The organism is Dyella silvatica (assembly GCF_026283955.1).
Lineage (GTDB): Bacteria > Pseudomonadota > Gammaproteobacteria > Xanthomonadales > Rhodanobacteraceae > Dyella_C > Dyella_C silvatica.
In genome coordinates this window covers 1-24,379 of record NZ_JAPDPE010000041.1, presented here as the reverse complement: position 1 = coordinate 24,379, position 24,379 = coordinate 1, and the positions used below count along the sequence as shown (strand labels likewise).

Annotated in this window: 17 protein-coding genes and 3 pseudogenes; 9 read left to right on the top strand and 11 right to left on the bottom strand. The window is 62.9% G+C overall.

All coding sequences use genetic code 11. The annotated features are described in order from the left end of the window. Positions 1-30 precede the first annotated feature (30 nt). Positions 31-2,652 carry a phosphocholine-specific phospholipase C gene (locus OUZ52_RS10005; protein WP_266158240.1) on the top strand — a complete coding sequence of 874 codons (2,622 nt, stop codon included), beginning with the start codon at positions 31-33 and terminating at the stop codon, positions 2,650-2,652. A gap of 129 nt (positions 2,653-2,781) precedes the next feature. On the opposite strand, the gene OUZ52_RS10000 is transcribed toward OUZ52_RS10005, so the two are convergent. Next, positions 2,782-3,075 carry a hypothetical protein gene (locus OUZ52_RS10000; protein ID WP_266158239.1) on the bottom strand — a complete coding sequence of 98 codons (294 nt, stop codon included), beginning with the start codon at positions 3,073-3,075 and terminating at the stop codon, positions 2,782-2,784. 209 nt (positions 3,076-3,284) lie between these two features. On the opposite strand from OUZ52_RS10000, the gene OUZ52_RS09995 reads away from it, so the two are divergent. The 4 genes from OUZ52_RS09995 to OUZ52_RS09980 all read left to right on the top strand — a co-directional run bounded on the left by OUZ52_RS09995 (position 3,285) and on the right by OUZ52_RS09980 (position 6,740). Continuing rightward, complete coding sequence (locus OUZ52_RS09995; protein ID WP_266158238.1) at positions 3,285-4,181, top strand: DUF2306 domain-containing protein; 897 nt, start codon at positions 3,285-3,287, stop codon at positions 4,179-4,181. A 36-nt stretch (positions 4,182-4,217) separates the two neighbouring features. Then, positions 4,218-5,300 (top strand): sensor histidine kinase, encoded by a 1,083-nt coding sequence (locus tag OUZ52_RS09990; RefSeq protein WP_266158237.1) that lies wholly within the window; start codon positions 4,218-4,220, stop codon positions 5,298-5,300. Then, positions 5,300-6,082: a LytR/AlgR family response regulator transcription factor gene (locus tag OUZ52_RS09985; protein WP_266158236.1), complete on the top strand. Its 783-nt coding sequence runs from the start codon at positions 5,300-5,302 to the stop codon at positions 6,080-6,082. Before OUZ52_RS09990 ends, OUZ52_RS09985 begins: the two co-directional genes overlap by 1 nt. 403 nt (positions 6,083-6,485) lie before the next feature. Further along, positions 6,486-6,740 carry a GlsB/YeaQ/YmgE family stress response membrane protein gene (locus OUZ52_RS09980; RefSeq protein ID WP_266158235.1) on the top strand — a complete coding sequence of 85 codons (255 nt, stop codon included), beginning with the start codon at positions 6,486-6,488 and terminating at the stop codon, positions 6,738-6,740. 121 nt (positions 6,741-6,861) lie between these two features. Here the strand turns inward: OUZ52_RS09980 and OUZ52_RS09975 are convergent. Next, positions 6,862-7,568, bottom strand: a pseudogene (locus OUZ52_RS09975) (NAD(P)H-dependent oxidoreductase). A 96-nt stretch (positions 7,569-7,664) separates the two neighbouring features. On the opposite strand from OUZ52_RS09975, the gene OUZ52_RS09970 reads away from it, so the two are divergent. From OUZ52_RS09970 to chrA, 3 genes are all read left to right on the top strand, one after another. Continuing rightward, the gene (locus tag OUZ52_RS09970; RefSeq protein WP_266158234.1) at positions 7,665-8,177 is read left to right on the top strand and encodes an arsenate reductase ArsC; all 513 of its coding nucleotides are present in this window, start codon (positions 7,665-7,667) and stop codon (positions 8,175-8,177) included. A gap of 89 nt (positions 8,178-8,266) precedes the next feature. Further along, positions 8,267-8,650, top strand: a complete 384-nt coding sequence (locus OUZ52_RS09965; RefSeq protein WP_266158233.1) for an ArsR/SmtB family transcription factor — start codon at positions 8,267-8,269, stop codon at positions 8,648-8,650. A gap of 70 nt (positions 8,651-8,720) precedes the next feature. Beyond that, positions 8,721-9,884 carry a chromate efflux transporter gene (gene chrA / locus OUZ52_RS09960; RefSeq protein WP_425493828.1) on the top strand — a complete coding sequence of 388 codons (1,164 nt, stop codon included), beginning with the start codon at positions 8,721-8,723 and terminating at the stop codon, positions 9,882-9,884. Positions 9,885-9,905: 21 nt separating this feature from the next. Here chrA and OUZ52_RS09955 read toward each other — a convergent pair whose 3' ends face one another. Both OUZ52_RS09955 and OUZ52_RS09950 read right to left on the bottom strand, forming a co-directional pair. Next, positions 9,906-10,121, bottom strand: coding sequence for a GDCCVxC domain-containing (seleno)protein (locus OUZ52_RS09955; RefSeq protein ID WP_266158232.1), 216 nt, complete (start codon positions 10,119-10,121; stop codon positions 9,906-9,908). Between the two features lie 308 nt (positions 10,122-10,429). Next, positions 10,430-13,531 carry a TonB-dependent receptor gene (locus OUZ52_RS09950; protein WP_266158231.1) on the bottom strand — a complete coding sequence of 1,034 codons (3,102 nt, stop codon included), beginning with the start codon at positions 13,529-13,531 and terminating at the stop codon, positions 10,430-10,432. Positions 13,532-14,016: 485 nt separating this feature from the next. Here OUZ52_RS09950 and OUZ52_RS09945 point away from each other — a divergent pair, with 485 nt between their 5' ends. After that, entirely contained in the window at positions 14,017-14,418 is a 402-nt protein-coding gene (locus OUZ52_RS09945) for a DNA-binding protein (protein WP_266158230.1), read from the top strand. 120 nt (positions 14,419-14,538) lie between these two features. Here OUZ52_RS09945 and OUZ52_RS09940 read toward each other — a convergent pair whose 3' ends face one another. The 7 genes and pseudogenes from OUZ52_RS09940 to OUZ52_RS09915 form a co-directional block, all read right to left on the bottom strand. After that, on the bottom strand, positions 14,539-15,087 hold the full coding sequence (locus tag OUZ52_RS09940) for a tetratricopeptide repeat protein (RefSeq protein ID WP_266158229.1): 549 nt from the start codon (positions 15,085-15,087) through the stop codon (positions 14,539-14,541). A 2-nt stretch (positions 15,088-15,089) separates the two neighbouring features. Next, a pseudogene (locus OUZ52_RS09935) lies at positions 15,090-16,942 on the bottom strand (transglycosylase domain-containing protein). Between the two features lie 42 nt (positions 16,943-16,984). Further along, a pseudogene (locus OUZ52_RS23015) lies at positions 16,985-17,161 on the bottom strand (hypothetical protein); the annotation flags it as partial. Positions 17,162-17,645: 484 nt separating this feature from the next. Continuing rightward, positions 17,646-18,512: an SDR family oxidoreductase gene (locus OUZ52_RS09930; RefSeq protein ID WP_266158228.1), complete on the bottom strand. Its 867-nt coding sequence runs from the start codon at positions 18,510-18,512 to the stop codon at positions 17,646-17,648. An 86-nt stretch (positions 18,513-18,598) separates the two neighbouring features. Beyond that, positions 18,599-20,293 carry a tetratricopeptide repeat protein gene (locus OUZ52_RS09925; protein ID WP_266158227.1) on the bottom strand — a complete coding sequence of 565 codons (1,695 nt, stop codon included), beginning with the start codon at positions 20,291-20,293 and terminating at the stop codon, positions 18,599-18,601. Between the two features lie 153 nt (positions 20,294-20,446). Beyond that, positions 20,447-22,495: a bifunctional (p)ppGpp synthetase/guanosine-3',5'-bis(diphosphate) 3'-pyrophosphohydrolase gene (locus tag OUZ52_RS09920; protein ID WP_425493829.1), complete on the bottom strand. Its 2,049-nt coding sequence runs from the start codon at positions 22,493-22,495 to the stop codon at positions 20,447-20,449. A gap of 240 nt (positions 22,496-22,735) precedes the next feature. Next, a partial coding sequence (locus tag OUZ52_RS09915; RefSeq protein ID WP_266158225.1) for a DUF3418 domain-containing protein occupies positions 22,736-24,379 on the bottom strand: 1,644 nt, incomplete at its 5' end.

The window sequence follows — 24,379 nt, the reverse complement described above, 5'->3', positions numbered from 1 at the left end:
ATCTGTCAGCCAATGACGTGGAAAACGATTATGAGTGAGATTGACGACATCAAGCGCCGACGCTTCTTGAAGATGACCGCCGGTTCCGCCGGTGGACTGGCCGCCCTCTCTGCCTGGCCCGGCCTGATCGAAAAAGCGCTTGCCATCGAGCCGCACAATCCCACCGGCAACCCCAGCATCGCGGATATCGAACACGTCATCGTGTTCATGCAGGAAAATCGATCGTTCGATCACTATTTCGGCATGCTCCCCGGCGTGCGCGGTTATGGCGACCCCCGCCCCACGCCGATGCCCAGCGGAAACTATGCCTGGTATCAGCCGGAGGGCTTGAACCCAGGTTCACGCGGATTCAGCGCTGGCGTGCCCCAGGCCAACTGGACCCAGCCGGCGGGCTGGTACAACCCCGACCGAAACGCTCAATCGAGCCACTACGTGTTGCCGTTCCGGCTCAATCAGCCGGGCAATGTGCAATACCAGTACATGAACGACTTGAACCACAGCTGGAAGGCATCGCAGGACACCTGGCGCAACTGGGATACCTGGGTGCCATTGAAAAGCCGGCAATCGATGGGCTGCCTTAACGCCGAAGATCTGCCGTTCTACTACCAGCTGGCGAATGCCTTCACCGTTTGCGATGCCTACCATTGCTCCATTTTTGCAGCCACCGACCCAAACCGCTTCTGCCTGTGGTCGGGCACCGTACCGCCGCCGATGAATTTTCCAGACAACTACGGCAGCTGCGGCTACGTCTCGGATATTCAGTGCGACATCAACACCGACATCACCACCGCCATGCATGGGCAAACGCCGCAGGCCAGAAGTGCCGCGGTGGCGGCAGGCATTGCCGACTGGAAGACCTATCCGGAAACCCTGACGGATAACCGCATTACCTGGAAGGTCTATCAGGAGTACGACAATTACGGCGACAACTATCTTCAGTACTTCAAGAATTTCCGCATCGACAATAACGGCACCCCGATCAACCAATCCAGCGATCCGTATTTCCAGTCGCTGTATCAACGAGGCCGTGTCTTTGCCGCTGCCTCGGGCAAGACCGGCGACGCGCTGATTGCCGAATTCGCCAAGGACGTCGCCGCCGGCATGGAGCCGGACAACGCCGCGCCCGGCACGGTAAAGCCCGGGCTTCCGCGGGTGTCGTGGATTGTCGCCCCGGCCAAATTTTGCGAACACCCGAGCTCGTCGCCGGGCGACGGCGAATCGTTCACCGCACGGCTGCTCAATGTGCTGGTCAACGATCATCCGGAAGTTTTCCAGAAAACCGTGTTCATGCTGATGTACGACGAGAACGATGGTTACTTTGACCACGTGCCGCCGCCGATCCCGCCGATCAGCGCGCACTACGGCGAGATGACCCTCGACGACGCCGGCGCTGCGGAAAACAATGGCTCGGTGCCGGTCGGGCTCGGGCCGCGCGTACCGATGCTGATCGTCTCGCCCTGGACGGCCGGCGGCAAGGTGCACTCACAGCTCAGCGATCACACCTCGGTGCTGCAGTTCCTGGAACAGTGGACCGCCGCAAAAAGGCTTGGCATCGAAAGTGCCGCTCATGGAAGCACCTTGTGCCCGGGTATCTCCGACTGGCGCAGGTCGGTCTGCAGCGACCTGACCGAAGCATTCGATTTCAGGCGGATGCCGCCCAAACCGATTAACACCGCCACCACGTTCAAGAACGGAACCGCGCAAGCGGTCGTGCCTCAGCCCCAAGTGTTTCCGTTGCAAGCGCCGCAAACGCGACAGGCATGCCGGCTGGGTCATGCGTTTTCGGCCGAGGTGCAGGTCGATCCCGACAGCCTCTCGCTCAGCTTCGTCAATCGCGGAGACAACGGTGTGGCCTTGACCGCCTACTGGAAACCGATGTCGGATGCCCAGGAGCCGTTCCACTACACCATCGAGGCGGGCAAGTCGCTGCAGGCCACCCCGCCGGTCTCGCTCGGCGACGATGGCCTATACGACTGGGCCGTGTATGGCCCAAACGGTTTCCTGCGTGAGTTCCGCGGCAATGTGAACGCGATGGTGCAGTCCGGACAAGCCGCCGAGGTCACCACCTCGCACCATGCCTTGCACGGCAACCTGCTTATCAAACTGGACAACCGCGCCAGCCTGAGCGATTGCGTGTTTCAGATCGCCGACAACGCCTATTACGAAAACGATCCCATCCAGCTTCGGGTAGAAGCCGGCTGCGAGCGGACCATCGAATGGCATGGCAGTGCCGGCTGGTATGACGCCAGCATCCGCATAGCCGGCGATGCGGTGTATTTCCGGCGCGTGGCGGGCTGTGTCCAACATCGCCTGCGCAGCCTGAGCACCGATCCGGCGATCGGCAACAGCGAGAAGTTCGCGGCGCAGTGCTCGGTCCATGGTCACAGCTATGACACGGTGCGCTTCGATTACGCCACCCCACCCTGGCATCACCGACCGAAGAACTGGGTTGGCGTGTTTCCTGCCGGAGCCGCGCCGACCAGGGCCAATCTTTTGCAGTGGGTCTACGCACCGCGCGGCGTCGGTTCGGTGATGCTCTCCACATCGGGGAAAGCGCCCTTGCAGCCCGGCCGCTATGACGTCTGGTATTTCTTTGACGACGGATACACCACGCTGGGTAGCAAGCCCGTACCGCTCAGAATTTCCAACTGACGGCCCGACTGACGGCAATGATCACTGCGCGGATCTTCGGCGGCGCTGACCGGCTGCCGAAGATCCATCCACGTCACCACCATGAAACGTGGCGACGTGCAGCGAGGCCTCGGAGAGGCAGCGCTCAGCTCACTCCTCGACTTCTTCTTCCTCCTCGTCTTCCTCCTCGTCTTCCTCTTCGTCTTCTTCTTCAAACTCGGCCAGCTCTTCGACGCGCAGGAAGTTGACGGCCTCATCGGCAAAGTCGATGACTCGTTCATCGGCGCACATCGGGCGGACGCTGCGCTGCTTGACGCCGTCCTCCACCGTCTCTACCAGCGCAAAGCAAACGATGGCTTCGGCACTTTCTTCGCCCTCCATGTCATAGACGGCGACCCAACCCGTGGCGGGCATGATTTGAATAATGGTTTCTTCGCTGGACATGGCGTTTCCCGTTGACTAAAACGAACTAGCTTGCCCGGCACCCCGGATGACTGCAAGTGAAGTCCGTCGCATCAAAAAACGCAGCAGATCGTCATTCGTCGGCGCCTGACGCCGTTGCCTCCCTTCACTACGGCATTCGTCGTTATGCCTCCTCGCCGAAGACGATTCTTTCGCGAGACTGTGCGGGTCCGCCCTCGAAAAGCATGATCATGAATCCGCTCCCGCCTGCCACCGCCATGACGACGAATCGTGGCGATACCGCTTTCCATACGGCACGCCTCGCCACAGGCAACAGCTGGCATGACTGGAGACGACTTGCAGCCCCAGCACTTCGCGTGACAGCCATGCTCTGGCTGGTTATCGCAGTCATCGGCCAATTGCTGTTCGCCATCTATGTCACCGGCTTCTACGGGCGCGCGGCGTGGCACGGCCATCCCGAGCGTTGGGATCAAGTGCTACCCCATGGCTATGTCGCGGGCGATACTTTTTTCAACCTCGTGCTCGGCATGCATCTGCTGTTCGCCGTGCTGGTCACGATCGGCGGTGCGCTGCAGCTGATACCAGGTATTCGACGCCGGGCGCCGGGTTTTCATCGCTGGTGCGGGCGTGCCTATCTACTTCTCGCCGCCATCATGAGCGGCGGCGGCCTGGTCATGCTGTGGATACGCGGCGGCGTGGTCGGCGATCTCTCGCAACACCTGGCCATCAGCCTGAATGCCTTGTTGATTCTCGCCTTCGCCGGCATCGCCTGGCGCCATGCCCGCGCGCGCCGCCTCGACCGGCATCGTCGTTGGGCGCTGCGTCTTTTCCTGGCGGTGAACGGGGTGTGGTTCTTTCGCGTCGGCCTGATGTTCTGGATCGTGGCGAACCAGGGGCCGGCCGGTTTCGATCCCAAGACCTTCAGCGGACCGTTTTTGACTTTCATGGCGTTTGCGCAATTCGCCCTGCCGCTCGCTGTGCTGGAGCTTTACTTCCGCGCGCAGGAGCGTGGCGACCCTCGCGGCCAGTTGGCCATGGCCGCGGGGATTGGCGTCCTGACGTTGCCGATGACGGTCGGCATCGGTGCCGCCGCCCTCATCATGTGGCTGCCCTACCTGCACGCCTAGCGCCTGTGGCAACCGGTTCTGGATTATTCTCGCGCCATGCATGTTTCCACCGTCTCCGCAAAGCCGCACGGCCTGGCGTTGCTGCTGGGCTGGCGCCGGCTGTCGTTCACGCTATGCGCGTCGATCGCTCTGGGCCTGCCCTTCGCCTTCAGCTGGCCATCGGGGCCGTTGCCACTGCTGGGCCTGACCATGCTGCTCGGCCTGATCTCGATGTTGGCGTTCGGGCTGTTCGAGCAATGGCCGAAGCGCTTGCCCGCCTGGCTCGCCCGCTGGGTCTTGCAGGTAGCCGCGGTGGCAGCGGCCACGCCCTTGGGCATGTTTGTCATCTATCTGCTTATTGCCGACACCGGCACGACACCGTTCTGGCGAGACATCGCGCGACTCGACGGTTGTGTGATGCTGAGCATTCTCAGCCTGCTGTTGACGCCCTGGATCGCACTGGCCGCTTTGTTGCGGCAGAAGGATGCGCTGGCGCGGCACCAGGCCCTCGCTTTCGATCTCGAACGCAGCGAACTCGAACGCCAGGCGCTGGATGCGCGCCTGCATCTGCTGCAGGCGCAAGTCGCCCCGCATTTTCTGTTCAATACCCTGGCTAACGTGCAAATGCTGGTCAACACCGGATCGCCGCAGGCCTGCACGGTGCTGGACAGCCTGATCGCTTATCTACGTGCGGCCGTGCCACGCCTGCACCAGCCCGCGACGACCTTCGGCCAGGAGCTGCAGCTGGTGCAGGCTTATCTCGATCTGATGCACATGCGCATGCCGGATCGCCTGACATTCGCGCTGCATGTCGACGAGGCGGCGCTGACACTGCGCTGCCCGCCGATGACGCTGCTGACCCTGGTGGAAAACGCCGTCGCCCACGGCATCGACCCCAGTGAAGAAGGTGGCCGTATTGACGTCCAAGTGCAGCGGCGTGGCGATCGTTGCTTCGTGCGTGTCAGCGACACCGGTGTCGGCCTGCAATCGTCGGGCAGTGGACTGGGCACCGGCCTCGCGACGTTGCGCGAACGTCTTCGACTGAGCTTTGGTACCGAGGCGCAACTGCATGTGCGCGCACAGCAGCCACACGGTGCCTGCGCCGAACTGGATCTGCCGGCGCGGGTGGCGATCAGCTGATGCCAACGCACCCGACCGCCTTGATCGCCGATGACGAACCGCTGCTGCGCACGGCCCTCGCCCATCAATTGCAGCACGCCTGGCCCGAGCTGGAAGTCGTCGCGCAGGCGCGCCATGGCCGCGAGGCGATCCACCATTTCGAGGCGCATCACCCGGATATCTGCTTTCTCGACGTGCACATGCCGGGCCTGTCGGGCATCGACGCGGCACACCATATCGGCCGCCGCGCTCATCTGGTGTTTGTCACCGCCTACGATCATTACGCGGTGCAGGCGTTTGCCGAAGGCGTGCTCGATTACCTGGTGAAGCCGGTGGAACCGGCGCGCCTGGCCGAGACGGTCGCGCGTCTCAAAGATCGCCTGCAAGCGGCGCAACCGGCAGCGAACACCGAAGCGCTGCTGCAACAGCTCGCCACGCATCTGCAGCGCGGGACGGCTGCGGCGCCATTGCGCTGGATTCGCGCCCAAGTCGGGCAAAACCTGCGCCTGATTGCGGTCGATGATATCGACTACCTGCGTTCGGACGCGAAATACACCCTGGTCGCCTGGCGCGACGACGCCGGCCTGACTGGCGAGGCACTGATCGGCACTGCCTTGAAAGATCTGCTCGCCCAGCTCGATTCGGCGCATTTCGCCCAGGTCCATCGCTCCGTCGTGGTCAATCTGCGGGCGATCAGCCATGTCACGCGTGGCGACAACGAGACCGCCAGCATCCACCTGAAAGGTCGGCACGAGACGCTGCCGGTCAGCCGCAGCTATCTGCATCTGTTTCGCACGATGTGAGAGGGCTGCGCACCGGCCCAGTGCGGCATCCCGTCGTAATAAACCGTGCCAAGCCATCGCCGACATGCCCAGGCCAGGCACGCAACCCCTTCTTGCGCAGTGCAGGCAGCCAGCTCGCCGCCGACAACGCTGAATCCCGAGCATACCGGGCTGCAACAGCCTGAGGCCGCGGGGGCAATATCCTGTAATGTCGGTTCCGGGTCGAAAGCGGGATGCGTCGACCCTTGCGCAATACGATGGATCTCACTCTAGGAATCGTCCGATATGTGACGCGATGACGGATACCTAGACTGCACACCGACGGGTTGCGACGAATTCCAAACGTGGCTGTTGCCGCACGTCGCGCATCGCGGGCATCAGTCACTCGTCGCTCGTTACTAACCACCAGACGGAGAGCATCGCAATGGCAACTCATGGCTTGTTGGCTTGGCTGATTATCGGTGCAGTGGCTGGCTGGTTGGCCGGCAAACTGGTGAAGGGCGGTGGCTTTGGCCTGGTCGTCGACATCATCGTCGGCATCGTCGGCGCCTTTATCGGTGGCTGGTTGGCTGGCGTGCTCGGCATTGGTTTGGGCGGCGGCTGGATCGCCTCGATCATTACCGCCACGGTAGGCGCGGTGATCTTGTTGTTCATCGTGCGACTCTTTAAGCGAGCCTGACCCGGCGAGACTTACCAACCTCCTCGCGACGATCGCGAGGAGGTTTACAACGCGGGGCGGTGCCCTCTTCGGCACCGCCTCACCGAAGGGCTTTTGCCCCCTTCCAACGATAAAACCGCCGTTAGCAGACACCACTGGCGCAACAGCCGCCAGCACTGACAGCAGGCGCCTCGACCTGCGCCCTGCCAGTCATGCCATCACTAGCCTGCGTTACGCCAGCGGCCGCTGACAAAGCCACCACCGCCGCCGCGTCTTTACGCTCGCTATAGCGGTCGACCAGGTAGTCGCTGCGGTCACGCACCATCAGCGTGAACTTGAATAATTCTTCCATCACGTCCACCACCCGGTCATAAAACGGCGAGGGTTTCATGCATTGACCACATTGAAAGATTGCGAGCCACCGCTGACCTGCATCACCGCCAGCGTGCGTCCCTGCGTCGGGCGCACGCTGCCGTCCTCCAGCGGCAGCCAGTCGATCTGATTCTTGAACACCCCGGTCATCGAACCGTGTCGTTCCGGACTGACCCAAACCTGGCCCTCGGACCAGGCCGAGAGCGCACGCAGCTGCTGCACCCTGGGGTGGCTCGATGGCACGCTGTCGAGCATGGGCAGATCATGCGGATCGAACACGCGGGTCTCGGCACCCAGCTGCTGCAGAATGAGCGCCGCTTCCAAAGCCAGTTTTCGACTGAACGATTGCGAACGCAAAGAGCCATACAAGATCAAGATGCGCGGCGGATGGCCGGAGCCTGCCAGTCGATCCAGCTTGTCATGATCAGGCTTATCGAAGACGGCGGCGGTGATATGGGGCAGATCGTGCAGCGTCATGGCGGGATTCGATGTCGTGGCGTGAATTAAACATTTCCATAGTTATGGAAATATGGAATAAAATCCAGCCCACCCTCAGCCAAACTCCAAGGCACCATGCACCCTTGCCGCGTTCTATTTATATGCACGGGCAACTCCGCCCGCAGCATTCTTTCGGAAGCCACACTCAACCATCTCGGGCAAGGTCGATTTGTTGCGTTCAGTGCAGGCAGCCAACCGACCGGCCGGGTCAACCCGTATGCCCTGGCCGAGTTATCGCGTACGGGCATCTCGTGTGAAAACCTGTCCAGCAAGTCGTGGGATCAGTTTGTCGGCGAAAGCGCCTCGCCGCTCGATATCGTCATTACCGTGTGCGACAACGCGGCCAACGAGCCCTGTCCGGTGCTCTTCGGCAACTTCGTGCGCGCTCATTGGGGGCTACACGACCCCGCGGCGGTAACCGGCACGCCCACCGCCATCAGCGCGGCGTTCCAACAGGTGCATGCGCTCATCGAGAATCGTTTGAGCGCGTTGCTGCAGCTCCCGGTCGAGACGATGACAGCCCAGGCACTGAAGCAGGCGCTGGACGATATTGGCGGCATGCCCGGCAACGACGGGCACACCCGCTAAACCCGGCGGAGCCCCAGCTCGCCGCCGGCTCGCTCAAGCCAGCAACTACACTGCCGGCTCAACCCCAGCCAGAGATCCCGACTCGCCCCATGCAGACCAGACAAGCCATCACGATCCTTTCGGCACTCGCACAAGAATCGCGCCTGGCGGTGTATCGGCTGCTGATTGAACATGCACCGGAAGGCTTGGCCGCCAGCGTCATCGCAGAAAAGCTGGGGCTGGCCAATGCCACACTCTCGTTTCATCTGAAAGAGCTGTTACACGCCGGCCTGGTGAGCAGCCAGCCCAGTGGCCGCTTCATCTACTACACGCCAGTGATCGCCGCCATGAGCGAGTTGATGGCTTATCTGACCGAAAATTGTTGCAGCCAGTCGGCAACGGGCAGCGACACCGCCATCGCTGCATGCACATCGAGTACGGCAAAGAAATCACCCAGGCCGCCGAGCACAAAACGCCGCACAACGAGTGCTTAGCAGCATGCCGATGCCAGTGAAGGTCTTCGCGACACCGCCCGCCCCGCCCCCAGCAGGGAGCGCCCGGGAAGTGGGATTAGCCTTCTTGAAGCTCGGGCTTACTTCGTTTGGCGGACCGATCGCGCACCTGGGCTATTTCCATCGCGAGTTTGTCCAGCGCCGCCGCTGGCTGGACGACGATCATTACGCACAACTACTGGGCCTGTGCCAGTTCTTGCCAGGGCCGGCAAGCAGCCAACTGGGCTTTTCACTGGGCCTGTTACGCGCGGGCTGGGCTGGGGCCATCGCAGCATTCATCGGCTTTACCCTGCCCTCGGCGCTGCTGTTATTTGCCTTCGCGGCACTCAGCAGCCACTTGTCCAACCCCATCGGCCAGGCGGCTATTCATGGCCTCAAACTGGTCGCGGTGGCGGTTGTCGCGCAAGGTTTATGGAGCATGGCGCGTGCACTGACACCCGATAAGCCCCGGGTAGCGATCGCCATCGCGGCAGCCGGCTTATTGATCGCCTTCAGCAACGCCTGGATGCCCTTGCTGGTGATTGCAGGGGGCGCCGTACTCGGCCCTTGGCTGTGCCGGCATGTCGCTGCGCGAGGCGGCGGCCACTTTGCCTTGCGCTATGGACCACGTACCGGCGCCGCGCTACTGCTGGCCTTTGGCCTGCTCTTGGCGATAAGCCTGAGTGGGGCATCCGGCATGATGCCGCTGGCGCGGGTGACCGCGGCGTTTTATCGCGCGGGAGCCTTGGTATTCGGTGGCGGCCACGTGGTGCTGCCGATGCTTAAGCAGGCCGTGGTGGATCCTGGCTGGATAAGCAACGATACGTTCTTGACCGGCTACGGTGCGGCGCAAGCGGTTCCCGGCCCCTTGTTCACGTTGGCCGCGTTTCTTGGCGATCGCCTGCAAAACTCGCCAGGCGGTGCGCTGGGCGCCATGGTCAGCTTGCTGGCGATTTTCCTGCCGGGCCTGCTGCTGGTTTCGGGCATGCTGCCGTTCTGGCAAACCCTGGCAGCACGCGATGATGCCGCACGCCTGCTGGCAGGCATCCATGCCACCGTCGTCGGCTTGCTGGCCAGTGCGCTGTATAACCCGGTATGGATCGGCGCCATACATCGGCCGCTGGATGTCGCTATCGCACTGATCGCTTTCGTCCTGCTGCTGGTCGCGCGCTGGCCGGCCTGGGCCGTGCTGGGGTGCTGCGTGTTGGCCAGCGTCTCGTTGACGGCATGGCACTGATGCCATGCCGCCTGGCTCCGCTTATGGGCAGGCGCAGCCCTGCTGCTGGATCGGCGGACATGGCACATCGCCGTAAGAACAAAACACACAGCAGTCCCCCGCTTTAGGGCGCAGCAGCTCGCCGCAACCAAGGCATTCGTAGAAGAACTGACATGCATTGGCGGGCATCGTCTCGGTCGCCTGATGACTGCAGTGCGGGCAGGTCAGGGTACTTTGCGCAACAAGCTTGCTTGTCATGGTTTTCCCGGTTGCCGGCAAGGTCGGCGTCCATCCTCGTATCGACGGTTCGGATACTAACAGCGCGTCGTAGCCGGCCTAACAACACCTAGCACTCGCCAGTGGCACCGACACGCATACGCCGCAGTTTTCTTTGCGCGGCATGTATCCCACCGGCCTGCGGGTGCGGACGCCGGTTCAGCGCAGACGCTTGCGCCTCGACGCTCAACCGGGCAACAGGCGCCGGCCGCCTGCGGGTCGCTACCTCACCGGCCCGGGGCAGCCCGCCCCTGAAATGTCAGAGACGGGCCTTGGGCCCAAGGCCTGGTTTAAAGGGTGAAATGGTACTGCGCCGACAAACGCACATAACGCGGTGCGGTGTAGTTCAACTCCTGCCGATAGAACTGATTCGGCGTGACGCGGTCGGTGGCATAGCCCTGGATATAGCCCTGGGCACGCTGTTGATTGAACACATTGAATATGTCGGCCCTGAAGGTCAGTTTGTTGTCAGCCCACTGCGGGGTGTACGCCACATTCAGATTGAACGTATAGGTCCACGGCGTGCTGCCCGTGGTGCCGCGCGGCGAAAATCGGTAGTCGGCCGAGGGCGGCTGGTACCCCGCCGAGCCCACCGCCGTACCGGAACCGGCAAGACCGCAGTAGTAATAGTAGGCGCCGTTATACAGCCCTCTATCGGCCGTTGGATAAAAACTGGTGCAGCTAAATGGACGGCCCGACGCGACAACCGCTGTGGCGCCCACACGCCATGCGGGGGTGATCTGGTAGTAACCAAAGGCCTTCAATTGATGCGTGCGGTGATTGGGCAATAAACCATTGGCGCCGACCATCAGCTGCGGCAAATCCCAATCCTGGGTTTGCGATACATCGCCCTGCCCTCCAGAGCCGTTATCCAAATCGGATGCCAGCTGACCTTCGGTGTTGCCGTAATTACGCGAGTAGGTGTACTCCAGCTTGCCGTACCAGCGGCCGTCGAACGGATGCTCGGCATACAGATCGATGGCGTAATACTTGCGCTTGAGTTTGGGAAAATTCAATTGCGCCGCACTGTAGGTCACCGTCCGGAAGCTACCATCGGCCTGCTTTTGCTCGAACGTGTTGGCAACCCCTGGATTGAATAAAAAGCATGTGCCTCCCAGCACCGGTGTGCAGGTATCGTCTATCGCGCTGCGCAGTATGCGGAACGTGGCCTTCGCGCCCCAGTTGAATGCCGGCGTCAGCTGATGCTGCAGACCGACGATGTACTCATCCTGGTAATGCGACTTCATCTGCTTGGCGGCCACCGTGCGCGGATCGGGGGTCTGGCCACACTCCAGATTGCTGGCAACCGCCTGGCCACCCGCGCAGGTATAACCCTTGCTGGCATCGACCGGAATCGGCTTCAGCCCGATCGGTGCACCGGTGCGAGGATCGGTGCCGGTGTAGGTGAAATATTCTTGCGTCAGCAGCGAGGCGGAAGCCCCACGCACCGCCACGTTGTTCGGCGGCGCCAAATGGTAGCGACCGGCATTGCCGAAAACCTTTAGCGTGGCATCGCCGAAGACATCCCACGAGGCACCGATGCGCGGCGCCCATTGATTCCGTTGCGAGATAAACGGCAAACCGCTGCTGTTGTAGTTGGTAAATTGCTCGTTGCGCAAACCCAGCGAGAGCAGCAAGTTTTGGCTGATCTGCCAGCGATCCTCGAGGTATTGCGATGATTGCTCGACTTTGACATTGGCAAACTGCGTGGAATAGATGCGACTTACAAAATAGCCTTTGTCGGAACCGGCCACACCCACACCCGAGCCCCCTGCCGACGCAGGCGAACCAACGCCAAGACCCGCATTGACCGGCATATGCTGGTCGGCGGTTTGTCGAAAGCTCCAGGCATAACCGCCTGCCAGCTGCGATCCGGTGATGGAGGTCGCCTGCTGGTTATCCGCCCCCACCCGCAGCGTATGGTCACCGAGTCGATACTCCAGATCCAGGCGCCAACCCTTGGTTTGATCCTTGGCCCCATCGGGCAATACGCGTGAGGAGAACTGACAGGTCGGGTTATAGGTCAGCCCCGGCATCTGATTGATGGCCATCGTATTGCCCATCACTCGAGGACAGCTCGGATCGTAGCGCCAGGGGGTTTGCTGGTGACGGGCGGTCTGCTCGCCGTACAACGCGGTCAGCGTCAATTGATCGGTGAGATACCCCGTGTATCTGCCGATGTATAGCTCACCGCCATCCTTGGTGTAGGTGCCGCCTGCTTGCACGCCGTTACGGCTGAGGTTGGCGTAATCGAATCCGGTCAGCGCACTTTGATATTGCTGCTTGTCCGAAACCGCAGTCAGCTCGACGATGTGGTTGTCGCTGATGTTCCAATCGACCTTGCCGATCCAGCGCGGCATCTTGTAGGTGTACTGGTTGAATCCGTTGGCCGCCTGCGGATTGGTCGAGCTTGAGTCGACACTCGCCCCGTTGGTCTTGTTGATTTCACCCGACAGATAGATGAACAAGCGATTTTTAATCAGCGGACCACCGAGGTAGACACCGTACGTGGTCAGCGTCGACTGGTTCTTGCCGCGGTACCTAAGCAGGCTTCCATCTGTGTCGGGATAAAAACCGGTGTTCGGATAATGGGTATTGCGCGGCGTGGAACGCAGCGCATCAGGTGACCAATAGGCGGCGATACCGCCCTTCCATTGATTGCTGCCGCGCTTGGTGGTGATGTTGATGACACCACCCGTGGAGCGCCCGAATTCCGCGCCATATCCGCCGGTCAAGACCTGCATTTCATCGATCGCATCGAACGGCAAGCTCGAGTAGCCGATCGCAGTCAGCGGATTCGTCACGGCATAGCCATTGATGTAGTAGGCATTTTCCGACGAGGCCGAGCCGCCGAAACTGGGCACGCCGTAGGCGGAGTTGCCGACCACGCCCGGAGCTAGCAGCGCCACCGCGCCCACCGCGCGATCCAGCGGCAGCTTGGCCAATTGATTCGCGCTGAATACCGTGCGCGTATCCAGCGACGACACATCGATCGATGGCAGCGCATTGGCCACCACCGTGACGCCGTCAAAGTTCTTCGCATCCTGCTCCGATGCAAACGAAACTTCGGTGCCGCCGGCGATGGACACCACCACGTTATCGCGGGTACTCACGATGGCACCGTCGCGCTGCAACATCACTTTGTAGTTGCCGGTGGGCAAGGCGGAAATACGGTAGCGACCCAGACTATCCACCGGCACCGTGCGCGTCAGGCCGGTTTCCAGGTTCTCAATGACAATGTTGCGGGCGGAGGATGAGGTGCTGGTCTGGCCGAAGATGACACCGGCGGCCGATTGCGCCGAGACATCCGCATCGACCGCAGCCAGGCCCAGTCCAATAATCAGCGCGGTGCGGCGCAGGGGCCTGGCGGCAAACAAGTTGTGGCAACTCATGGGACAGCCTCCACGGCGACCACCGTGCCTGGCGCCGACGGGCCTGGCCGATGAATGCCCGAAAGCCATGACCGCCACGCATTCCGCCCGCTATCGGGTACCGACGCCGGTCGCGGGATGCCACTCGCCTGGATCAACCGCACGGCCCAGTGCTTGCGCGAACGCGAGAGGGGCCCGTCTTTGACCTCTGTCCATACATATTTCGTGACCATGCTCACTCCTTCCAACTACATGCCATCCGATGATTTGCATGCCATGGATGGTCATTCGCCATTCCATGGCCTCCGTGTGTTGCCGCTTGGTCCCCTGCTTCGTCCCTGGTGCTGCCGACTGCTTGCCGCTCTGCGTTGCATAGGCCTAATGAGAGACGCTGCACGAGAAAGCCAAATTACGTTTGCATAGCAAATTTGATTTGTCAATCACATCGGGGGTGCTTGCCAGAATGGCCCTGCCTTTTGCGAGCAGCACGCAGCACCAGCCACCCCATGACCACAGCCAAATACAAGCCCGACGCTGACTTTGCCAATCGCCTGAATACGCTGTGCGATAAGGCGGACATACCCGCCGATCGCGAACGCATCACGGCGGTGGCGAATATGTTTGCGGTGGCGCGTGAAACCCCACGCCTGTGGTTCAAAGGCAAGGTGATGCCGGAAATACCGCGGCTGATCGAAATGGTCGACACCTTCGACACCACGCTGGATTGGCTGGTCCTGGGGCGCGGCGAAGTAAACACGTCGCGCAAAAGCGCCAAGCATCACCGGGTGCGCGACGAAGGCGCCGTGTACGAAACCCTGTCCCCGCAAGAGCGGTCGGTCATTGCGGCGATGCGCGAACTCAGCGAAAAACGCCGCGCCGCGCTACTTGCCTTGCTCACCGAGCAGTAGCCTGCCGCGATAAGCGGCAGACATCGCCGGTGGATTCGCGCCGGCAACCATGGCCGACAAAAAAAGCCGGCACCTTGCGTGCCGGCTTTTCAGGCTTCTGTGCGGGGAAGCCGCGCTATCTCAATAACGCGGTATGCCCTCGACATGGCATTGCTGCACCCATTTGCGTGCCGATGTCGCACCGGCATCGTCGTTGGCGTGCAAACGCATCTCCACGATGGTTTGCCAGTTGCGCGCGCAAAGCGGCCCCAGGCGCGGACCCAGCTCCCACGAGCGATGGGCCAGTTTTTCGGCGCCGGCGTAGTCTTGGGTGCGGATCGCCAGCTCGGCGCGGTCTTGCAACAGATCCGGCGAATCGGGGCTGATTTTCAACGCCTGATCGAGCTTGGCGATGGCCTCGTCGTAACGGCCGCTGCGCTCGTCGTTCACCGCCACATCTTGCAAGGCGGCAACGCCGGGGTCACGCAGCGGGTTCACGCTGATCACCGATTTCTCTTTATCGCCGGCCATGCGGATGGCGGCGATGATGTCGCTGTCCTGGCGCACCGGGCGCACCGCCGGCGCGGGCGCACTGGGCGGGGTACAAGCGGCCAGCAGACAGCTGGTTAACAGGGTTGCCGACAGCAGCAAGCGCGGCATCAAGGGGTAGGACAACGGCAAAGACGACATCTTCAATTCCGGATGGGTTCGGGGGCTGCGGTAACGGGGGAACCAGCGCTGGGGGGCGCGGATGTCGGCGTGCCCGAGGCCGGTTCGTCCGGGCTACCGCCAAACATATTTTGCACATGCTGCCAGAAGCAGCCTTCGGAATCCTGCGCAAGCGTGCCGCTAATCACCGGCAACTGGCGTGCTCCCTGGCAATCGGCGTCGCTGCGCTTGCCGTCTTGCGTATTGATGTTGGCCATCTCTAAGCCTTCGCCCGGCGTCGCGGAAAGCGGACTGGTCGGCAACTTGGCGAACAACTCGCGCCACGCGCGCAAGCTGCCGGTAGCGCCGTACAAGCCGCTGGGTTTGTTGTCGTCGCGGCCCATCCAGAAAATCGCCAGATGATCGCCAGTAAAACCACCAAACCAGCTATCGCGCATGTCGTTGCTGGTGCCGGTCTTGCCGGCGGCATTCAAGTACGCCAGGTTGGAGCTGCCGATGGCGCTGGCCGTGCCTGACCGCGCCACCTGCTGCATGGCCCAGGTCACCAGCCGCACCGCTTCCTGGTATTCGCCCTTGCCCGCCTTGACTTCGTAGCGCTTGACGGTTTTGCCTTTTTCATCGACCACGCCGCGCACGGCGATCAACGGCAAGGCATGCCCATCGGAGGCCAGGTATTGATAAAGCTGCGCCGTTTGCAGCGGCGACAGATCCAGCGCACCAATCAGCAACGACGGGCTGGGATTCACATCGGTCAAACCGAAGGATTCCAGAAACGCCTTGACCCGCGGCACGCCTACCGACATGCCTAGATGGATGGTGGCGAGATTCCACGAACGCACCAGCGCATCGACCATCGGCACCTGGCCGTGAATTTCGCCATCATCGTTTTTCGGCGACCAGATCGAACCATCCGGCTGACGCATATCCACCGGCGAATCGTCGACCGGGCTGCCCAGGTTCCAGCGATCCGGTTGCGACAGGGCGACCAGATACACCAGTGGCTTCACTAGCGAGCCGATCGGCCGGCGTGCGTCGATGGCGCGGTTGAAGCCTTGATCGCCCGGATCTTTGCCGCCGACCATGGCCAGCACGCCACCGCTTTTCGCGTCGGTCACCACGGCCGCGGCCTGCGCCGCATCGCCGCGCTTGCCGAGGCCTTTCAAGGTGGTGGTAATGGCTTGTTCGGCATACAACTGCGCGGCCGGGTCGAGCGTGGTGAAGATGCTCAGATTGCCCTGGCTTAGCGTGTCATCGTCGAAATCGCTGGTGATCTGCGCCCGCACCAGCTGCATAAAGGCGGGGAAGCGGTTGTGCGGCAGCTGGCCGTTACCGGCAATACCCAGCGGCGTGGCCTGCGCCTGCTTGCCTTGTTCTTCGGTCAACAAGCCGGTGGTGACAAATTGCTGCAACACCAGGTTACGGCGCGCCAGCGCGCGGTCGGGGTAGCGGCGCGGATCGTAATAGCTCGGCCCTTTTACCAGGCCGACCAGCAAGGCGATCTCCTGCGGTTGCAAATCCTCCATGCCTCGAGAATGCGGCCCTTGTCGTAGTGCGCCTCGATCAGGATCGACATCAGCGCTTCGTTGAATTTACGGGTGAAGTTCTGGCCGCGATCGAGAAACAGGTTACGCACCAGCTGTTGGGTCAGCGTGGAGCCGCCCTGCACCGTGTGACCGGCACGCAGGTTGGCGAAGCTGGCGCGCAGGATGGCACTGAAATCGATACCGAAATGATGTTTGAAGTCGCGATCTTCGACCGCCTGCAAGCCGGCCAGCAACAGCGGCGGTGCATCGGCCAGGCGCACGATGCGTCGTTCTTCTTGCTGGGCGCCATACAACGTAGCGATGCGCGCCGGGTCCAGATGGGTCAGATCCATCGGCTTGCCGCTGGCCGCATCTTTCACCGAAGCCACCTGGCCCTTGCCCAGCGACACCCGGATTCGCTTGGGCACTTCGCCGCCATCGGGGCCGGCGTAGCCGCGCGAGGCGATCACATAGCTGCCGCCGTCTTTCATCCAGCTGCCGGCGACCTGGCCATGGCCATCGTTGCTATAGCCGGAAAAGGTCAGCTCCAGTTCCAGCGCCGCCGGCGTCATCGGAACGTTGGCCGCCAAGGGCAGTGGCCGCGCGTAAACGCGCGTGGGCACCGCAAACACCAAATCGTTGAAACGCGCCTGTACGCGCTTGTTCAACACCACGGTGTACGGCAGCACGAATCCAAACAACAGACCCATGCAGACCCAGAACGGAATGCGCACCACACGCCAGCACACACCTGCAATAGAACGAAGTCGGGTCAGATCAGCCAAGGTGAAGGGAATCCTGAACGAAAGTTTGCCGATGATAGGGCCAGCCGCCCGGCGGGCATCTGAATGCGGGTGGCCGTTTGGGGGCGTGCGTGTGGAAAATCCGGGGAACGGGGAACGGGGAACGGGGAACGGGGAACGGGGAACGGGGAACGGGGAACGGGGAACGGGGAAAAGCTTTAAAGAGCCGATGGCTGGCGGCAAGTGCCAAAAGGCAACGGCGAAACCTGACGGGTGCAAAAGCATGCCGCAAGCGGCCAGCATGCCTCGAACGTTATGTTCCCGGCTCCCCGTTCCCGGTTCCCCGCTGTGCGACCCAACAGCCCGCATCCGGCCGGAACGGCCGTGGCGTAACCCCCAGCAGGCGGTTCAGCTCGCTGTTGTCGGCAATCAGGTCGACCTCCAGCCGGGTCAGTGGGCCGCGCAGGCGCGGCACCGCGCGCCGGCCCAGGCGCAGCAGCCAGCTGGGTAGTGGCAGCGGCACCGTGGTTACCGGCAGGCTGGCGCGCACTCGCGCAAACATGTCGCCGGCGGGCAGGCGCTCGCCACCGCCGATGGATAACACCCGGCCCGCGGCCTCGGGCTGGTCGAGCACGGCGACCACGGCCTGGGCGATATCTTCGGCATGCACCGGCTGGCGCAGGCCACGCCCGGCAGGCAGGGGAAACAGGCGCAGGCGCATGGCGCGGCGGGCAATCGGGGTCAGGCTTTTATCCAGCCCGGCGCCGTAGATCAGGGTCGGCCGCAACACCGTCCACGGGCAACCGTGGCGGGTGCATACATCGGCCAGCGCGTTTTCACCCGCCTGCAATTGCTGGGAAATCGCCCGCTCGGCGGGTACGTCCGAATCGCGTTTGGTCTGCGCGCTCATCGAGCTGGTGGCGATCACCCGCGGCTGCGTACTCAGGTCGGCACGCTCCAGCCATGTTGCAAACCCGCCCAGGGGGCCGAAACTGATGATGGCCGACACCGGCTCGATCACCGGCATGTGGTCGGGCAGCTCCCCGCGAAGCCATTGCACGCTCGCTTGCCCAGCACGCTCATGGCGGCTTAGTGCAAGTACACGCTCGCCCCGCGCCAACAAACGTGGCAACAGGAAGCGGCCAATCTGACTGCTGCCGCCGAATACCAATACGGTCATGCGGATCTCATTCTCGATAAAGCGGTAAACAAGGTACGGGTCGACAGCCCGCCCCTCAGCCAAAGACCGGTGAGAGGCTGCAAGCGTTACCGCCCGGCTTGTACACGCGCGGTCAATTCGCGCAGGCGCGGATGATCGGGTGCCCACTTGCGTGCGCTGTCCAGAGATTGCGTGGCGCCGGCGCGATCGCCCCGCGCCAGCAGTTGTTCGGCCTGATCCATCCAGGCACCCGCCAGGCGCTGACGCAACTCGCCCTGCCCGACATCGCCGGGCGCCAGATCGGACAAATCCGCCAGCCGGTCACCGGCCTGGCCGAGATTGCCATTGGCGAGCGACTGATTGAATTGACGCGCGACCACATTGGGCAGCTCTTGCAGGCCACGCCGGGCCGCGTCGTTATTACCGTCGATGGCCAACGCGCTGCGGTACAAATCGTAGGCGCTCTCGCCCGGCGGCAGCATGATTTGTCCGCGCCTGGCGGCGACATCGGCACGTTGTAGCAAACGCGCCAGCTCGGCGCTTTGCTGTGCTGACAACACCGCGGGCTGGGCCTCGGCCGGTGTGTCGGTGTCTTCGACCACGCGGGCGCTGCGCTTGCCAGCATCGCTCAGGCGGGCGCGGACGGCGGCCAGATCCGCCGACTTGGGTGCAAAGGCCGCCGCCTGTTCGATCAGCTTGCCGGCCTGCGCGCTATCGCCACTGTCGATGGCCGCATTGGCCTGCACGATCAACGCCTGTGCGACCTGTCCCAGCCCGGCCCTGGCTTCGGCATTGTCGGCATCGAGGGCCAGCGCCGCCTTGAAATAAGCCAGCGCCGTGTCGTTGCCCGGACCCGCCATGCGGCCAGCGCGCAAGGCTTCCTGGCCATGCTTGAGGGCATCGTCCAGATCGCCGCTGTCGTCTTTTTGCACTTGCACCAGCGACGCCCGCAACGCCGGCAACTCACCGTCGTTAGGCAGGAGCGCCGCGAGTTTGTCGATGATGGCGCTTGCGCCCGCGCGGTCGCCGGCCATCAGCGCCTTGCGTGCCTGTGCGGCCAGCGCATCGCCGACCTGATCCAGGCCATGAGCCGCCACCGCATTGCCCGGGTCGGCCGTGAGCACCTGTTGATACAAGGCACCTGCGCCATCGGGGCCATCGAGCTTGCCATCGGCCAAGGCCTGCTGCGCCCGCTCGACCAGACTGCCCGTTTGCACGGTCGCCCCGCGAGCCTTGGCAATGGCCTGGCTCAGCCGCTCGACATCGCTGCCGCCGCCCAGCAATTCGCGTGCGGCGGCAAGCGCCTGGTCAGCCTCGTCGATATGCCCGGCCTGCAACGCGGCATCGGCCCGGCTTACTTCAGCCTGCCCCACTTTACGCAAGCCATCGCGGGCGCGATCGTTATCAGGCTCTAGCGCACGCGCCGCTTCGAACAGCTCGCGCGCACTGTTACCGTCATTACCGTCTAGACGGCCATTTTGAAAAGCCTGATCGGCACGCCCCAGTACATCGTTGAGCTCGGTGCTTGGCACCAGGCCACGCAAGCGATCCTGTTCGACCCAGGCAAACGCCACCACCCCGACCAGCAGCAAGAGCGACAGCGGCCATAACCAGCCGCGACGCTTGGAACGCTTCGGTCGCTGCGGTGCCGAGCGGCGGCGCTCGGGATCGATCGAAACATGCGGCAGGCCGTCACGTGCGGACGACAACGGCGAGGGTTCATCCAGATGATCGAGATCGCCCAAGGTTGGCTCGGTGCGTCCATGTTGATCGGCGTCGTGGTGGTCTTTACGTCCGCTCATATTTCCCTAGCCATAGCGGCAACTGAAAGAGCTTAGCATTGCGCCGTGCATGTGCTCGGCTCAGGCGGCGCCCGCGTTCATGCCAGCTTTTACTCCGATCTGTGTACGCGGCGCCGGCCTGAAGTTCCGCGCCGGCCGATGGCGCCCGGGGCTTTAGCCGCCGGTGACGCGGCGGGCATCGACCACATTGGGCAAGGCGGCCAGCCTGCCGAGCAGGGTCGAGAGCTGCTCGAAATCGCGCACCCGCAAGGTAAAGCGCATTTCGACCTCGCCGGTCCGGGTAAAGACCCGGCTGGAGGAGGCAATGATGTGCGTGCCGAAGTTGCTGATGAGGCTGGTGACGTCTTTCTGCAAGCCTTTGCGGTCGTAGCCGCGCAATTCGATGTCCACTTCGTAAGCTTGCGCGGCGGCCTTGCCCCACTCCACATCGATCACCCGGTCGGGGTCGCGCTGGGCCAGCCACGCAAGGCTGCTGCAATCGGCACGGTGCACCGACACGCCACGGCCACGGGTGATGAACCCGCGCACCGGGTCACCCGGCAAGGGCTGGCAGCATCGCGCCAGGGTGGTCAGCAAATTGCCGATGCCTTCGATACTCAGCGCACTGTGTTCGAGGGTGGCGTGGCGCGAAGTGACCGGCAACGCCGACTGCATGACCTCGACCGGGGCCGCCGCCTCTTGCAGTACGCGGGTGATCTGGCCGGGATTGATCTCGCCCAGCGCCAGCGCGATCAGCAACTCGTCGTGACTCTTCAGATGGAAATGCGCAGGCAACTTGCCCAGATCGGCCGCGGGCATCGCCAGGCGCTTGAGTTCTCGATCCAGCATGGTGCGGCCGGCGGCGATATTGGCGTCGTGGGCAATCCGGCGAAACCACACGCGCACTTTTTCACGCGCCCGCGTGGTGTTGAGGTAACCGTGATGCACTGACAGCCAGTCGCGGCGCGGCTCCGACAGTTTGCCGGTGAGAATTTCGACGCGGTCGCCACTCTGCGGCTGAAAGCTCAACGGCACGATACGACCGTTGACCTTGGCGCCACGGCAACGATGTCCCACTTCGGTATGAATGTGATACGCGAAATCGAGCACGGTGGCACCGCGCGGCAAGTCGAACACCTCGCCTTTCGGCGTCAGCAGATAGACGCGGTCTTCCAGCAGTTCGGTCTGCAACTCGGCCGCGAGATCGCCGCCACCAGGGTCGGCGTCGCCCTCGCCGCGCGGCTCCAGCAGGCGGCGCATCCAGGCGATTTTCGCCTCGAACTCGCTATCGCCGCTGCCGCCTTCCTTGTAGCGCCAGTGCGCGGCCACGCCCAGCTCGTTGTAGCGATGCATATCGTGAGTGCGGATCTGCACTTCCAGCGTCTTGCCGCGCGGACCGATCACCGCCGTATGCAGCGAACGGTAGTCATTGCCCTTGGGCCGCGCGATGTAATCGTCGAACTCGCCCGGCAGGTGGGGCCACAGGGTATGCACGACGCCGAGCGCGGCGTAGCAATCGGCCACGCTGTCCACCAGCACTCGCACGGCGCGGATGTCATACAGGTCGGAAAACTCCAGCGCCTTGCGCTGCATTTTTTTCCAGATCGAATAAATATGCTTGGGCCGCCCGGCCAGATTCGCCTGGATCCCGGCCGCCGTCAGTGCCCGCCGCAACTCATCCAGCGATTCCTCGATGAAACCCTCGCGATCGGCGCGGCGCTCATCGAGCAACTTCGCAATGCGCTTGTAGGTGTCGGGCTGCAGATGGCGAAATGCCAGATCCTCCAGCTCCCACTTCAACTGCCAGATGCCCAGCCGGTTGGCCAGCGGCGCGTGGATATCGTTGGTGAGGCGAGCCAGTGCTTGTCGCTCCGGCTCGGGTAATACCGTAGCCGCACGCAAACGCGCCAACTGGCGTGCCAGCAGAATAAACACCACCCGCACATCGCGGATGATCGCCAGCAACAACCGGCGCAAGCCCTCGGTGCCGGTGCCCGGCGCCCGCTGCGCATGCAGCATCCACCCCTGCTCGGCGGCCTCCTGGCCGGCGACCAGGCGCTGCAACTCCGCCGGCAAACGAGGAGACTGCTGCTGCCACAAGGTGGGGTCGACCCGCGCCAGCTCAAACCACAGCGCGGCGGTCTGGGTCTGCGCATCGCAGCCCAGCATGTCGAGCAAATCGAGTACGTCCGCGCATTCGTTGCCGTTCATCGAGTGCTGCATGCACAGCTCGATCACCTCGCTCAGCGGCGCCGGCAAGGCGCGCTCGCGCCATGCTGCCCATCGCGTTGCTGAAGAGGATACGGCCTGAATCACGATGCGCGAAACTCCTGTCTGACACCGCATTCTAGACGCGGTTGCGTGGCTTGGGGTGCCCCTGACGCCACTGAAACCATGCACTGAAACGCTACGTTGGCTGGGAGTGAGTGCAGCAAACCCCCAGCTAGCCGGCGATACATGGTTTTAATTGACCGCTTGCAAAGCCTTGGCCAGGCGCTTGGCCGAAACCGGCTCGGCGGTCTTCAACTCTTGCGCAAACAAGGACACGCGCCATTCCTCGATCAACCAGCGCAACTCGTCCAGCGCCCCAGTGCCAGCGGCGAAATGCTTGAGGTACTCACGCCAGTACGGCAACACCTGCAACATGCGCTGCTGGTCCTTGGCCGGGTCCTGGCGCAATCGTTCGGCACGCAGGCGCATGGCCTTGAGGTAACGCGGAAAGTGCGCAAGCCGCGCAGTCGGCAGATCACGCAGAAAGCCCGGCAGCAGCAAGCCGTCCAATTGCTCGCGCAAATCGTCGTAGCTGGCACGGGCAAAGCCGAGCAAGGGTGGCTGTAGCCAGGGTTTTAAATCCGCCTGCGCCTCAATCGCCGGTTCGGCCAGTTTCAGCCGCTCCACCGCCGCGCCAAACAGCTCGCGGGCAAGCTGGGTGCGCAAGGCCTCGAAAGCGCCGGCCGTGCGCACATTCAGCTCATGCCGTTCGAGCAGATCGGCAAAGCCGCCTTCGACCAGATCTTCGCGAAGGCTATCCACGCTGCCTAGCGGGGCGTATTTCAAACCCAAAGGATTCGCCACCGGCAGACGCCTGCGTGCCTGCTTGGCGTCACTGGCCAAGGCATTGCGCAGCAACCGCACCACACCATCGCGATGTGCGGCACGCGCCTCATCGCCACGTTCAAAGACGCGCAGCGCGACGGTTTCGCCAAGATCCACCAAGGCCGGGAACGCCAAGAGGCCGCCGTCGGATTTCACCTGCGACGGAATCTCCTCGAAATCCCAGCTGGCGACATCTTCACGGGTCAACTCGATATCGGTCTTGCGCGAGAACGCCTCGCGCGCCTGCCCTTCCCACTGCCGCCGTATCGCCGCGAGATCACGGCCGGCCGCCAGGCTCTGGCCCTGCTCATCGTGCAGGCGGTAACGCATGCGGAAATGCGCCGGCAACTCGACCGCGGCGAATTCAGCCGCACCGATCTCGACACCGGTGGTGCGCTTGAGGAAACCGGCCAGCGACTTGCCCAAGGATTCATCACTCGGCGCCACCGCCTCGACAAAGGCGCGCGCGAAATCCGGGGCCGGAACAAAATTGCGCCGCAACGGCTTGGGCAAGCCGCGTATCAGCTCAGCTACTTTTTCGCCCAACAGGCCCGGCACCAGCCATTCGCAACGCGCCGCCGGCAGCGCGTTCAACATCGCCAAGGGCAAATGCAGGGTCACGCCATCGGCCTCATCGCCAGGCACGAAGCGGTATTCCAGCCGATAGCGCTGCGGCAATATTTCGATGGCGGCGGGAAACGCCTTGGGATCGAGCCCGGCGCCGCCGACCATCACATCGTCGATCGACCAGCGCAGCGACGCCTGCTCAGCGGGACGCGCCTTGCGATACCACGCATCCAGCGCACGGCTGCTGGCGATCTCTTGCGGTAGCTTGCCGTCGAAGAAATTCACCAGCTCGTCTTCGTGCCGGATCAAACCCTCACGACGTTGCTTGGCCTCGATGCCCAAGGCATCGTCCAGCACGCGTTGATTGGCGCGAATGAAATCGGCACGCGCGTCGATATCGCAACGAACCAGGGCCTCGCGCAAGAAAATCGCATGCGCCTGCAG